The organism is Dyella sp. AD56 (assembly GCF_002878475.1).
GTDB lineage: Bacteria > Pseudomonadota > Gammaproteobacteria > Xanthomonadales > Rhodanobacteraceae > Dyella.
The window spans coordinates 1-13,389 of the sequence record NZ_NRDP01000035.1; the positions used below are offsets into that span (position 1 = coordinate 1).

Annotated in this window: 14 protein-coding genes and 1 tRNA gene; 3 read left to right on the forward strand and 12 right to left on the reverse strand. The window is 61.5% G+C overall.

What is annotated here, in order from left to right:
- The 5 genes from DyAD56_RS21420 to tpiA form a co-directional block, all read right to left on the reverse strand.
- The coding region (locus DyAD56_RS21420; RefSeq protein WP_146010591.1) for a transposase at window positions 1-169 on the reverse strand (169 nt) is incomplete at its 3' end.
- A gap of 259 nt (window positions 170-428) precedes the next feature.
- Window positions 429-1,727 (reverse strand): integrase arm-type DNA-binding domain-containing protein, encoded by a 1,299-nt coding sequence (locus DyAD56_RS21430; RefSeq protein ID WP_102304870.1) that lies wholly within the window; start codon window positions 1,725-1,727, stop codon window positions 429-431.
- Between the two features lie 165 nt (window positions 1,728-1,892).
- Window positions 1,893-1,977 (reverse strand) — tRNA-Leu (locus tag DyAD56_RS21435).
- A 7-nt stretch (window positions 1,978-1,984) separates the two neighbouring features.
- Window positions 1,985-2,431 (reverse strand): preprotein translocase subunit SecG, encoded by a 447-nt coding sequence (gene secG / locus DyAD56_RS21440; RefSeq protein WP_102304871.1) that lies wholly within the window; start codon window positions 2,429-2,431, stop codon window positions 1,985-1,987.
- Window positions 2,432-2,456: 25 nt separating this feature from the next.
- Complete coding sequence (tpiA, locus tag DyAD56_RS21445) at window positions 2,457-3,206, reverse strand: triose-phosphate isomerase (protein ID WP_102304872.1); 750 nt, start codon at window positions 3,204-3,206, stop codon at window positions 2,457-2,459.
- A 121-nt stretch (window positions 3,207-3,327) separates the two neighbouring features.
- On the opposite strand from tpiA, the gene DyAD56_RS21450 reads away from it, so the two are divergent.
- On the forward strand, window positions 3,328-4,143 hold the full coding sequence (locus DyAD56_RS21450; protein WP_102304873.1) for an SDR family oxidoreductase: 816 nt from the start codon (window positions 3,328-3,330) through the stop codon (window positions 4,141-4,143).
- Here the strand turns inward: DyAD56_RS21450 and DyAD56_RS21455 are convergent.
- From DyAD56_RS21455 to orn, 5 genes are all read right to left on the reverse strand, one after another.
- Window positions 4,137-4,706 carry a hypothetical protein gene (locus tag DyAD56_RS21455; RefSeq protein ID WP_146010592.1) on the reverse strand — a complete coding sequence of 190 codons (570 nt, stop codon included), beginning with the start codon at window positions 4,704-4,706 and terminating at the stop codon, window positions 4,137-4,139. The two genes, DyAD56_RS21450 and DyAD56_RS21455, sit on opposite strands and share 7 nt — an antisense overlap.
- An 88-nt stretch (window positions 4,707-4,794) precedes the next feature.
- Complete coding sequence (locus DyAD56_RS21460; protein ID WP_102304875.1) at window positions 4,795-5,730, reverse strand: 2-oxoglutarate and iron-dependent oxygenase domain-containing protein; 936 nt, start codon at window positions 5,728-5,730, stop codon at window positions 4,795-4,797.
- 120 nt (window positions 5,731-5,850) lie between these two features.
- The gene (gene glmM, locus DyAD56_RS21465) at window positions 5,851-7,203 is read right to left on the reverse strand and encodes a phosphoglucosamine mutase (RefSeq protein WP_102304876.1); all 1,353 of its coding nucleotides are present in this window, start codon (window positions 7,201-7,203) and stop codon (window positions 5,851-5,853) included.
- A gap of 57 nt (window positions 7,204-7,260) precedes the next feature.
- Window positions 7,261-8,169, reverse strand: coding sequence for a dihydropteroate synthase (folP, locus tag DyAD56_RS21470; RefSeq protein WP_102304877.1), 909 nt, complete (start codon window positions 8,167-8,169; stop codon window positions 7,261-7,263).
- Window positions 8,170-8,189: 20 nt separating this feature from the next.
- The gene (orn, locus tag DyAD56_RS21475; protein WP_102304878.1) at window positions 8,190-8,750 is read right to left on the reverse strand and encodes an oligoribonuclease; all 561 of its coding nucleotides are present in this window, start codon (window positions 8,748-8,750) and stop codon (window positions 8,190-8,192) included.
- Between the two features lie 125 nt (window positions 8,751-8,875).
- On the opposite strand from orn, the gene sbcB reads away from it, so the two are divergent.
- Both sbcB and DyAD56_RS21485 read left to right on the forward strand, forming a co-directional pair.
- On the forward strand, window positions 8,876-10,324 hold the full coding sequence (gene sbcB, locus DyAD56_RS21480) for an exodeoxyribonuclease I (protein WP_102304879.1): 1,449 nt from the start codon (window positions 8,876-8,878) through the stop codon (window positions 10,322-10,324).
- Window positions 10,325-10,335: 11 nt separating this feature from the next.
- Window positions 10,336-11,022, forward strand: a complete 687-nt coding sequence (locus tag DyAD56_RS21485) for a DUF2461 domain-containing protein (protein ID WP_102304880.1) — start codon at window positions 10,336-10,338, stop codon at window positions 11,020-11,022.
- A 23-nt stretch (window positions 11,023-11,045) separates the two neighbouring features.
- Here DyAD56_RS21485 and DyAD56_RS21490 read toward each other — a convergent pair whose 3' ends face one another.
- On the reverse strand, window positions 11,046-11,957 hold the full coding sequence (locus tag DyAD56_RS21490; protein ID WP_102304881.1) for a LysR family transcriptional regulator: 912 nt from the start codon (window positions 11,955-11,957) through the stop codon (window positions 11,046-11,048).
- A gap of 127 nt (window positions 11,958-12,084) precedes the next feature.
- Window positions 12,085-13,200 carry a lipase gene (locus tag DyAD56_RS21495; protein ID WP_102304882.1) on the reverse strand — a complete coding sequence of 372 codons (1,116 nt, stop codon included), beginning with the start codon at window positions 13,198-13,200 and terminating at the stop codon, window positions 12,085-12,087.
- Window positions 13,201-13,389: the final 189 nt, after the last annotated feature.

The following is a 13,389-nucleotide window of genomic DNA, read 5'->3' on the forward strand; positions in this document are numbered from 1 at the left end:
CCTTCAGTCGCTTTGCTTCGGGCACGCTCATGCCTCCGAATTTACTGCGCCACAGGTAATAAGAAGCCTCACTGAAGCCGTGCTTGCGGCACTGCTCCTTGACTGGCATGCCGGCTTCAACCTCTCGCAGGAAGCCGATGATCTGCTCTTCGGTAAAACGCTTCTTCACGTCCAATCTCCTTCGGTTGGGGGATTGGACTCCAAATCGAATCGCTACTCAAAAGCGGGGGGACGTCGGTGTGCCGCGATCATCCAAGCATAGTGTCGCGCAAATTGAGATCCCTGTTGATGCCCCCGCATGTTGCGTGCCACAGCCCCCCCCTAAGAATTATAGAAACCAGATTTAATACACAAATAAAAACAATTACTTACAACAAGGCGAAGTAATTGCGCGGGAGCCAACACTACACTGGCGACACCAATCCGCCCTACCCAGTTTGGCGCAGAAGTTTTGGAATGCCGCCCCGGATCTTCAGTTCTTCCAGATAGTCAGCCCATGACTGCACGATCAGTCGCCTCTTGTCTCGAAACTTCACCCGAGCATAGGCGGCTTCGAGCTCGTTCTTCGGAGCATGCGCAAGCTGTGCTTCCAATACATCGGCGTCGATATCCAACCGCTCGCGACCTAGCGTACGAAAAGACGCCCTGAAGCCGTGCGTCGTATGCTCCCCCTTAAAGTTCATCTCACGCAGCGCCTTACTTAGAGAATCACGTGATAGATGCGCGGACTGCTGTCTTGCCTGAGGCGGAAAAACATACTCTGCGCCATGACTTCGTTGACGCATTTCCATTAGTACGTCGATGGCTTGAGTTGGTAGAGATGTATCGAAGTCGATACCAGTCTTCATACGATTGCGCCCATCCGGTTCCTTGCCCGGAATACGCCACTCTGCCCGCTCAAGGTCAATTTCCGACCAACGGGCACTTGCCACGACACCCGAGCGCACGGTTGTCCACGCAGCCAAAAGTAGCGCAGCGCGAACCACTCGATTGCTGTACGCGTCAATCGCTCGCATCAAATCGCCGAGTCGGCTCTCATCATCGGTTACTGCGGGCATATGACCCGGACGACGCGCGGGAAGCAATCGATCCAACCGAAGTGCACTCTCTTCAGGCCTTAGCCCTTCGTCGATAGCTTGCTCAACTATCCGCCCGATGTATTGTTTCGCCTTTCTTGCCAGCTGGGGCGTGCTCTCAGCCATCCTAAGCAGGAGCGACCGAACATCCTTACTCTGCAGGCTGCGAATATCTAGGTCGCCAATTTCTTTAACAAAGTACCCCTCCACGACAAGTCGTGCTTTGCGGTACGTTTCCTCAGCCCAATGAGTGTGATTGTCTGCAAGCCACCTTCGTGCAGTCGCCTTCAATGTCGAGCGCTCGGCTGCTATTTCAGCCTGCTTCTGCGCCTCATCCTCGGCAGCAGTAGATGCCAAAGCAATTTGCTGGACCTTGCGAACACCCGGCGTTGCCTTCCCCGCCTTAGCGTCCTGCTGAATCTGGATAGCCCGCACACGCGCGTCTGCCAGCGACATTGCAGGGTAATAGCCGATGCTGGCCGGGGTGGCTGTCTTGCTGCCCGGAAGTCGAAAGCGGACCACCCACGTCTTCAATCCAGCCTTGCTGACCTGCAGATACAGCCCCTTGCCATCTGGAAGCGTGTAGGCCTTCTGCTTCGCTCTAGCGTTGCGGACTTCCAATTCCGTAAGAGGCTTTGCGTGCTTAGGCATGAGCGGGGACCGTCTTGTGCATGAAATCCATATTCATACACAAGAGCATACACAACATTTTGGGATCTGCTGAGACGCCCTGAGAACGTCAGACACAAAAAACCCCGCGAAATGCGGGGTTTAGTGCGTTTCATGAGACTCACTGAGACTCGCTGAAACTTCTGTTGGTGCCCAAGGGGGGACTCGAACCCCCACGCCTTACGGCGCTACCACCTCAAGGTAGTGCGTCTACCAATTCCGCCACCTGGGCAGGTGTCTTACTTAGTTTTCTTTGCAGGTTCCGCGGCCGGCACATCGCCTGCAGGCTTGGCCGGCGTCGTCGCGGCAGGAACATCGCCCTGGGCCGACTTGGTGGCCTGCGGGATTTCCGCATTGACCGGTGCGGCGGGCTGCGCATTCTGCGTTGCCGCCGGCTTGTTGGCAAGACCCGACATCACGCCCAGATCACCGCTGTTATCGCTCTGCGTTTTGCCGCTGTGGCTCAGGTACATACCCATGCCCAGGCTCAGCGCAAAGAACAGCGCGGCCAGCACCGCTGTGGTACGCGTCAGGAAGCTCGCCGAACCACGTGCACCGAACACAGTGGCGGATGCACCGCCGCCGAAACCGGAGCCCGCGTCCGCACCAGCGCCGCGCTGCATCAGAATCAGCACGATCATCGCCGCGGCGATCAGAATGTAGAAGACGCTGAAAATGACGAACATGGTTCTCTTTAAGAGTCCGTGATGCTCAATAGGCTGCGGCGCAGATACCGAGGAAATCAGCCGATGCCAGCGAGGCGCCCCCGATCAACCCACCATCCACGTCCGGCTGTGCGAACAAATCCGCAGCATTTGCCGCTTTGACGCTACCGCCGTAAAGCAGTCGGGTCAGACGTGCAATCATAGCATCTTCTTTTTCCAGTTGGCTACGGATGAACGCATGAACGTGCTGGGCCTGCTCGGGTGAGGCCGTGTGCCCGGTGCCAATGGCCCACACGGGCTCGTATGCGATCACGGCCGTATCGAAGCTGGCGATGCCGTTCAACTCGATCACGGCCTTGAGCTGGCGCGCCACGACGGCGTCGGTGAGTCCGTTCTCTCGCTCGGCCAGCGTTTCACCCACGCAGAGAATGGGGGTAAGCCCGCCGGCCCTGGCGGCGGCGAATTTGCGTGCTACCAGCTCACTTGTTTCGTGATGGTAGTGGCGGCGCTCGGAATGGCCCACCAAGACCCATTGCGCACCCACGTCGGCCAACATGGCAGCGGACACTTCACCCGTGTAGGCACCCTGCCCTTCGTGTTCACTCACATCCTGGCCGCCAAAGCCCAGGCCGGAACCGGCATGCTGCATGGCCAGCTCGCCCAGGTAAGGAAACGGCGGAATGACGACGACGTCGATGTCCGCTGGTAGCGCGGCAGCGACGTCGCCGACCAGGGCAGTCGCCATGCTGCGGCTACCATGCATCTTCCAATTGCCGGCGACGAGTTTCTTGCGCATGCGCGTCTTCCCTTGCGTATAAACCCGAAAGCTTAACGTCGGACCATGCCACTGGCAACGAGTCAACGACAAGCCATTGCCTTTACGGAAAAAATCAGAAGAACCACAAGGAGACCACTTTATGACCACGACCCGTCCACTCAGCCTGGTCACAGGCGCTTCCGCCGGCATTGGCGCCGCCTTCGCCCGGGAGCTCGCGGCCCGCGGCCATGATCTGGTGCTGACGGCCCGCCGGGTGGAGCGGCTCGAAGCGCTGGCCCAGGAGCTGAGTGATCGCCACCAGGCCACAGTGACCGTGCTCCCGACGGACCTCGCCGACCCATCCGCCGTGGCGCAACTGTGCGATGCATTGGACGCACGTGGACTTAGGGTGGACTGGCTCATCAACAATGCGGGCTACGGCGTGCCAGGCACGTTCGAGGCGGTCGACTGGCCGATGCATGAGGCCTTTATCCGGGTATTGATGACCGCTCCCGCTGAGTTGGCGTGGCGCCTGCTGCCCGGTATGCGTGAACGCGGCTACGGCCGCATCGTGAATGTTGCCTCGCTGGCGGGGCATATACCCGGCTCAGCCGGCCACACTCTGTATGCGGCGAGCAAGGCGTATCTGATCAAATTCTCTCAATCGCTTGGTCTCGAGAACCGTCATCTTGGCATCAACGTCTGCGCGCTATGCCCAGGCTTCACTTGGTCGGAGTTCCACGACGTCACTGGTACGCGGCTGCTGATGAACAAGTTGCCGGGCTTTATGTGGCAGAGCGCCGAGGCCGTGGTGCGCGAAGGCTATGAAGCGGCGGAACGTGGCGACATCGTGCATGTGACCGGGGGCGTCAACCGCTTCATCAAAGCATTGACGAAGCTGCTACCCGACCGGTTCACGCTCTGGCTATCGGCCCGCGAATCGAAGCGTTATCGCGCGCTGGAAGCCACTCACTGATCGGTACCTTCGAGCGAGCATTGCAGCGTATCGCCAACCACGAAGTTGCCCTCACGCTCCACTTCCCAATCAATGCGCAAGCCTTTCTTGGGCTCTCGAATATAGGTGAAGCGCTGGGCTGGCTTGATCTCGGGGGCGGAACGCCAGACCAGGCGCCCGTCTTTCCAGCCGTCAGACGAAAACAGCCGAGCACCACCGAAGCTGTCGAGAATGGCCGCGTTGTAGCGGCCATTTTTGGCGTCGTATCCCCATGCCTCAAGCGCGTGATACGTCGCGGACGGTGACGTGTCGTCGTGGTGCTTGATCAGCGCCTTGCCGTTGAGATCGAAGTCGAAACGAATGGTGGAGTCGATTGTCTTTCCCGAGGCGGGAAAGACACCGTGACAGGTCCAGTGACCCGTCAGGTCCGTAAAGTCGCGAAAAGGGTCATCGGCTGTCGCCATGACGTTGCCACTCAGGAAACAGGCGATCCACAGCAACGACTTCAGGCGCATGGCGAACTCCCGCGACGAGGGAGTGCAGCGTAGTACGCGCCTGAGCCAGGGGAATCGATCGGAAGTCATGGCTCCCATTCCGGCTTGGGCCGGGCGGCGCGCATGAAACGCGGAACAAGTGCTCCCTCTCCATACGAAGAGGGAGCACAAAGCGGGATCAGATCAGCTTGATCTGGCGCAGGCGCTCGAGCAGATACTCGTGCGAGGTGATGCTGGTGTCGTACCGGCTCGGGTTGTCCGGCGTAACCGTTTGCGGCAGCGGGTCGAGTACCACGTCCGGGTTCGGGTGCAGGAAGTACGGCACCGAGTAACGCGGCTTGCGTGCGTTATCGTTCTGCGGATTCACCACGCGATGCGACGTGGACGGATACACGTGGTTGGTCAGGCGCTGCAGCATGTCGCCGATGTTGACCACGATGGCGTCGCCTTCGGTGGTGATCGGCAACCATTCGCCCTCACGCGTCAGCACTTCCAAGCCTTCCGCGCTCGCGCCGACCAGCAGCGTGATGAAGTTGATGTCCTCGTGGGCACCGGCGCGCACGTTCGGGATGTTGTCTTCGGTGATCGGCGGATAGTGGATCGGGCGCAGGATAGAATTGCCCTGGTCGATCTTGTCATCGAAAAAGTGCTCGGGCAGTTCGATATGCAAGGCCAGCGCGCGCAGCACGCGCGAGCCGAGCTGGTCGAGTGCTTCGAACAGGCCGTAGCCGTTTTTCTTGAAGTCCGAGATTTCGGCCGGCCAGATGTTGGGCGGCATCACGTCGGCGAACTTCGAGTCGCGCGGAATCTCGCGACCAACGTGCCAGAACTCCTTGAGGTCGGCGTGCTTGCTGTCCTTCGCCGTTTCCACTTTGTACGGCGTGTAGCCGCGCGCGCCGCCACTGCCAGGCACGTGGTATTTCATCTTGGTGTCGGCCGGCAGCGCGAAGAACTGCTGGAACGACTCGTACGCGCCGTCGATCAGCTCGCGCGGAATACCGTGGCCGCTGATGCAGCAGAAGCCGTATTCACGGTAGGCGTTACCCAGCTCGGCAACGAATGCGGCACGGTCCGTGTCGTAACGACGGATGTCGAGGGTTGGAACTTTCTTCATGGCTTGTCCACAGGTTGTGCGTGCGGTCCACTTGTCTGTCCGCCACCGCAGGGGCGGGGCACGTCGGGCCAATCCTTGGCGACCTGGGTGGGATGCAAGATCCCCGAACTTCTTACAGGCTCACGAACGTTCTGCGGAGGATTTTACGACACCGGCGAGCTTTTCGGCCAACTGCCGCACTTCGCCCTCGTCGGCAGCCTCTACCGTCACGCGCACCAGCGGCTCCGTACCCGAGGCACGCAGCACCACTCGACCACGGCCCGACAGCGCGCGCTCGGTCTCAGCAAGCGCTTCGCGTACCGGCTGACTGTGCAAGGCCTCGCGGGCGCCGTCCGCGCGCACGTTGATCATGATCTGGGGCATTTTGTGCAGCCCCTGCCGCGCCTCGGCGAAATCCGTGCCGGCATAGGTCAGCGCCTCCAGCACGGCCAGTGCGGAGACAATGCCGTCACCCGTGGTGGCGCGGTCCAGGCACAGGATGTGGCCGGAGGTTTCGCCACCCAGGTTGCCGCCGTGTTCCTTGAGCTGCTGCAGCACGTAGCGGTCACCCACGTTGGCGCGGATCAGCTTTACGTCGTGCTGGGCCAGTGCGAGCTGAAGGCCATAGTTACTCATCAGCGTGCCGACCACCGGGCCGAGCAGTAGGCCCTGCGCATGCCATGCGTTGGCCAACACGAAAAGAATGTCGTCGCCATCAGCCAGCTTGCCGTGGCGGTCGACCAACTGGACGCGGTCTCCGTCGCCATCGAAGGCGATGCCGATGTCGGCAGCCTGTTCCAACACGGCGCGCTCCAGTGCCTGTGGGTGCGTGGAGCCTACGTCGCGATTGATGTTGAAACCGTCGGGCCGATCGCCAATGGTGTTCACCACCGCGCCGAGTTCGGAGAACACCTTCGGCGCCACCTGATAGGTCGCCCCATTGGCGCAGTCGAGCACGATCTTCATGCCACGCAGACTGAAATCTTCAGACACTGTCGATTTGCAGAACTCCGCGTAGCGCGTCACGGCGTCCGCGATACGGGTGGCCTTGCCGAGCTGTTCGGAGGGAACGGTAGTGAACTCCAGCTCCAGCTCTTCCTCGATGGCCTGCTCCACGTCATCGGAGAGCTTTTCGCCATTCGCCGAAAAGAACTTGATGCCGTTGTCATGATGCGGGTTATGCGATGCGCTGATCACAATGCCTGCGTCGGCGCGCAGCGAGCGCGTGAGGAACGCCACGCCCGGTGTAGGCATGGGCCCGAGTAATGCCACGTCGGCCCCTGCAGCGACCAGCCCTGCTTCGAGGGCGGATTCGAACATGTAGCCGGATACGCGGGTGTCCTTGCCGATCACCACCTTCGGCCGTGCGCGCCCATGGCGCGCCAGCACCACGCCGAGCGCGCGACCCAGCCGCAGCATGAAATCCGCACTGATGGGCCACTGCCCTACCAGGCCGCGGATACCGTCGGTTCCAAAATATTTCCGTTGCGTCATGGCATTACTCCTGCCGAAGTCGGCGCGTTGATGCGCCAGACATCCTGTTCTGGGTGATTACTCGTCATCCGGCCAGCGCGGCATGGTGGGTTTGTCGTCACGGCGCGCCGGCACATCGCCAGCCTGCACGGCATGCCACACCGCGAGCGCGTCGACGGTAGCCGCCACGTCATGAACGCGCACCATCCGTGCGCCGCGCTGCACTGCAATGACGGCCGCGGCGACCGAGCCCGCCACGCGCTCAGCAGGCACCTGCCGTCCCGTCATCGCGCCGATCATCGATTTTCGCGACATACCGACATAGACGCCACTGCCAAGATTCGCAAAACGCTCCAACGCCCGCAGCAAGGCCAGATTGTGCTCTAGGTTCTTGCCGAAGCCGAAACCGGGGTCGACCATAACCTTGCGACGATCGATGCCGGCCAACTCGCAGGCAAATAGCCGATCGGTCAGAAACCGGTGCACCTCGCCGACTACATCGTCGTAGTGCGGATCGTCTTGCATGCTGCGCGGTTCGCCCAGCATATGCATCAGGCACACCGGTACGCCGAGTTCGGCCGCGGCATCCAAGGCGCCTTCGCGTCGCAGGGCATAGACGTCGTTGATCATGCCCGCGCCAGCCGCCACGGCCGCACGCATCACTTCTGGCTTGGAGGTATCGATGGCCAGCGGGACGCTGGTACGCGCTGCCAGTTGCTCGAGCACGGGCACGATGCGCCGCAACTCCTCCTCAACGGGAACGTCGCCGGATCCGGGGCGGGTCGATTCGCCGCCGATGTCCAGCATGTCCGCACCCTCTTCCACCATGCGCAGACCATGCGCCACGGCGTCATCTAACGATGCGTAGTTACCGCCATCGGAAAACGAATCGGGCGTGACGTTGAGGATGCCGACCACGCGCGGGCGGTCAAGTTTGAGCGACCGCCCGTTGCAGTCGAGCACGGGAGCGAACAGATCGAAGGACATGGTGACTCCCGTAGGAAGACTCAGAACTCGCCGCCCAGCGGCCCCATGAAGCGGCGGTAGTAGCGCAGTTCGTCGATCGAGTCGCGGATGTCCGACAACGCGGTGTGCGCGGATTCCTTGGAGAAGCCCTTGCCGACAGCCGGCGCCCAGCGGCGCGCGAGCTCCTTCAGCGTGGACACGTCGAGGTTGCGGTAGTGAAAGTAGCGCTCCAGCCGTGGCATCTCACGGTGCAGGAAGCGGCGATCCTGGCAGATCGAGTTGCCGCACATGGGCGACTTGCCGGCCGGCACCCACTCTTTGAGAAAATCGAGCGTGGCCTGTTCCGCCGCTGCGTGGTCATCACTGGAAGCCACCACCTGGTCCCACAAGCCAGACCGTCGGTGCTGGTTACGGTTCCACGCATCCATGCCTTCCAGCCGCTCCAGCGGGTGGCGAATCGCGAACACCGGGCCTTCCGCCAGAATGCGAAGATCCTTGTCGGTGACGATGGTGGCGATCTCGAGAATGGAATCGTTGTCCGTATCGAGACCGGTCATTTCCAGATCGATCCAGATCAGATTGTCTTCGTTCGCTTGGCTCATGCGCCCTCCTGGACGCGGAGTCTAACAGCAGCGCACCGACCAGGCCGCTGAATTCGGCACGATCGGGGCGCCTGCCAGGGGTGGGCCGCATGGAGCACGCAGAAGGGCCATGCGATGATCGCGGCATGCAGACTTTCTTCTGGCACGACTACGAGACGTTTGGCGCCGACCCTTGGCGTGACCGCCCGGTGCAGTTCGCCGGCATCCGCACCACGATGGACCTGGAGGTCGTGGGCGAGCCGGTGATGTTCTTCGGCAAACCGCCTAGGGAGATGCCGCCGCACCCCGAGGCCTGTCTGATCACCGGCATCACGCCGCAACAGGCCGAGCGCGAGGGCTGCCTGGAGTCGGACTTCGCAGCGCGCGTACATGAGCAGTTGGCCCAGCCAGGTACCTGCGGGGTGGGCTACAACTCACTGCGTTTCGACGACGAAATTGGCCGCCAGCTGTTTTATCGGAATATGTTCGAGCCTTACGGCCGTGAATGGGAGAACGGTAACTCTCGCTGGGACCTGATCGACCTCGTGCGCATGTGCCAGGCGCTGCGTCCCGAAGGCATCGAGTGGCCCAAGCGCGAGGATGGCTCGCCCAGCTTCAAGCTGGAACACCTGGCCACCGCCAACCATCTTCGACAGGAGCGCGCGCACGACGCGTTGTCCGACGTCTATGCGCTGATCGACCTGGCCCGCCTGATCCGCGTGCGCCAGCCACGCCTGTGGGATTGGTATTTCAACCTGCGGCGCAAGCAGCGCGTGTTCGAAATGCTCGACGTGGTGGCGATGACGCCGGTGGTACATGTGTCTTCCCGCTACCCGTCCAGCCGGCATTGCCTGGCCGTGGTCGCACCGTTGGCTGCGCACCCGAGCCGGCCGGCGGAGATCATCGTGTACGACCTGGCGAACGATCCATCCGAGCTACTGGCATTGGACGAGGATGAGATTGCCGACCGTGTATTTACCGCACGGGCCGATCTGCCCGAAGGCGTCGAACGGATTCCGCTACGCACCGTTCGCGCGAACCGCTCGCCAGCGCTCGCTCCGCTCTCCACGCTGAAGGGCGTGGACCTCGAGCGCCTGCAGATCGATCTCGACCGCGTGCACGCACACCGCGACATGCTTGCCTCTGCCGAGGGGCTGGCGGCCAAGCTTCGCCGCGTGTTCCAGCGCGGGGCCGACCTGCCACCACCGCAGGATCCGGAGCTGGCGCTGTACGGCGGTTTTCTGCCAGATGCGGACAAACGCCTGCTGGCGGACATCCGCGCAACGCCACCAGAGCAGCTGGGCCAGCGCAGCTTTCCATTCCGCGATTCGCGTTACCCGGAACTGCTATTCCGCTACCGTGCACGCAACTGGCCGGAAACCCTCAACCTTGAAGAACAGGCGCGTTGGCAGGCCTTCTGCCGTGATCGGCTGACCCGGCCCACACCTTTGACGAACCTGACGCTGGACCAGTATTTCGCCCACATCGCCGCGCTGCGTGCGGATGAGGCCCACCGAAACAAGCTCGACATTCTCGACCAGTTGCAAGCCTGGGGCGAGATGCTGGCTGCCGACATCGCCCTTCTCTCCGCCTGACCACTGACATCATGGCCAAGACTTACTTTTCGCCCGCCACTTTCCGTTTCCTGCGTTCGCTGGATCGCAACAACAACCGCGAGTGGTTTCATGCTCACAAGGCGGAGTACGAACGCGACGTACGCGATCCATTCCTCGCGCTGATCACCGACATCCAGGCGCCCATTGCCAAGATCAGCAAGCACTACCGGGCCGACCCGCGCAAGAGCGGCGGTTCGCTGTTCCGCATCTATCGCGATACGCGCTTCTCCAACGACAAGCAGCCATACAAACCGTGGCAAGGCGCGCGCTTCTTCCACGAACGCCGCCACGAGATCCCTGCGCCGTCTTTCTACGTGCATATCCAGCCGGGCGACTGCTTCGCGGGCGGCGGCATCTGGCATCCGGAGTCCGACGCGCTGAAGAAGATCCGCGAGTTCCTCGCCGACAACCCCGAGGCCTGGAAGCGCGCGACGCGCAGCAAGGCCTTCCGCGATCATTTCCAGTTCTGGGGTGAATCACTTAGTCGCCCACCGCGCGGGTTCGACGCCACGCACGAGCTGATCGATGACATCAAGCGCAAGGATTTCGCCTGCGGTGAAGGCTTCGACGAAAAGCTGGCCTGCTCCGCCGAGTTGCTACCGTGGCTGGTGGACACGTACAAGCGCGTGTCGCCGATGATCGACTATCTTTGTGCGTCGCAGGAATTGGATTTCTGACGATAGGGCGGACGAAGCGAGCCTCAGCTCGCTTCGTCCGCCGGCTTTAGCCCCGGCCTCTGCTTCGCAAGCTTGCGCAGCAAGACCGCGAAATTCTGCAGGTCCGCATGCCACGGTGAGGCCTCGCGCCAGTACAGCGCAATCTCGCGCCCTGGCGCCTGACCCTTGAGCTTGGCGAGCACCACATTGGGCATGGAAGCGAGGCGGTCATGGGCCAGTGCCGGCACGAGTGCATAGCCTCCTCGCAGTTCTACCAGTGCAGCCAGGCTCTCCAGGCTCACGTCCTGCACGTGACCGCCGCCGAGCACATCCTCGCAATGGCTCTCGGTCATCAGCGTGGCATCGCTGGCTTCGAGTTGCTCGATGCCCACGCTCCGCTTGCCGGCGAGCGCATGATCGGCGCGAAACATCACCTCCCAAGGCTCGAAGAACAGCGGGCGCATTGCCACGCCGCTCACCGGCGGAACGCGCGGAGCGAGCACAGCATCGAGCTCACCTTCGTTCAAACGACGCAACAGACCACGCGGCTTGCCTTCGGACAGGCTAAGCCGGGTACCAGGGAAATGCTGGGGAAACGGCCCGATCAGATGGGGAAGCAGATAAGGGCCCAGCGATGCGGGTACACCCAGGCGTAGCTCGCCACCAAAGGCAACCTCACCAGCGCGGGCGACCTGCTGCAGGTGTTCGGCGGCGGCGAGCACGGCGTCGATCTGTTCGAGCAATCGCTGACCACCCGCCGTCGGCACGATGCGCCGCCCTCCGCGCTCGAACAGCGGCGCCCCCAACGCCTGCTCTACCTTCTGCACCTGATGCGAAAGGCCCGAAGGACTGATGTGCATGGCGCGCGCGGCACTATTGAAGCTGCCATGGCGGCGCACCGCCTGCACCAACATCAGGTCGCGCAACGAGACTACCGATAAGTGGGAGGAGATCATCCGCTGCCTGTCGACTTGATGGAAATACGTGGCGAAGCATAAACGACAAAGCCCGGCACAGTGCCGGGCTTTGTCGTTTGTAAAGGAAGATACCGAGACTTTAGCCGGAATGGCCATAAGCCCGGATTTATGCAGGCAAGGAGCGGTTGTGGCTGGCGATGCCTTCATAGAAGGCGTTGAGCTCTTCGATGGTGACATCCAGCCATGGGGTAATAACGCTGATGTGATCTTTGCCGGTGAGTGTGGGATGAACGTACCAGACTCCCTTCTTGGGTTTCTCGGTCTTGCCGGCCACCACGGCGTCGTGTGCATGACCAAACGGGTACTGGGCCGATGGCACGGGAACGGCACCATCGTTCGGGCGCCAGGCATCCGCACCACCTGGCAAATCACGCTCATTCTTGCCGATCAAGACACCGCCCAGCTTGAGCGCAGGATTCATGTTAGGCGCCGGAAGGCGCACTCCCAAAGGCCCCTCGAACGTGCCATCTACAGCATAGGAGCTGTAGTAAACATCCGGCGACGTGAGCACCAGTGCGTTCTGAAAGTGCGCAGCAACCAGCGACAGGTCATAGGCGCAGCAATCGTTGGTCTTCCAGATCTTGCTGCCAAGGCAGCGGCGAATGTACTCCGCGAACCCCTCGCCTTTTTCACGCTCAAGCCCCCACTGCTGCAAAGAGAAATCAAAGATGGGTTCGTTCTCTGCAAGGCCGGCGGTCGACGCAGCCGCATGCAGCAAGTCGGCAATGAGCGCCCCCATGTCATCGGCGACTGGAGTGCCGTTATGTACGCCGGCCACTGATGTAAGGCTGTGCACCCAGCGCTTGCCGCCTTTGAAAAGATCAGACGAAGGCGCCTCGTGCGAGCCAGGCACAAAGGCCACCTCGTCAGCGTCGCCGTGCTCAAGCAACTGGATCAGCGTGCGTGACGTCGGACCACCCTGGCTGTGTCCGATCAAATGCACCTTGTTGGTTTCACTCCACTGCGGAAACACACCGGGATAGCTGCGCCCATAGCGCGAATGGCCGTAGCGGGCCGAATGAACGGCACCATAGTCGACCATGCCTCCACGCAAAAATGCATAGAGCTCACAGGCTCGATCCCAGTTGCTGGAGATCGGTCCCATCGAAGCGACGAAGGTCTCATACCCCTTACTCTTCAGATACTCCTGGATATCGCCCTTGAGGCCGCCCCAGTAGCGGAAATGCTGGCCGAAGATCTCATCCTTGCCCCAGCCGCACATGCCATGCACTAACACGTTGGGGTAGTTGTTACGGGATGAATGGTTTGGGGTCTGGACGTGCGATGGGGTCCGTTTTTGCGCGCGGGTAGAAGCGCTCTTCTTGGTTGCGGTGTGTCCAGTCTTCTTTGCCGTCGGCATGTTCTTGCCCCTTCAGTGCCGTGAGGTCGAACAGGCACCGTAGCAGCCTGA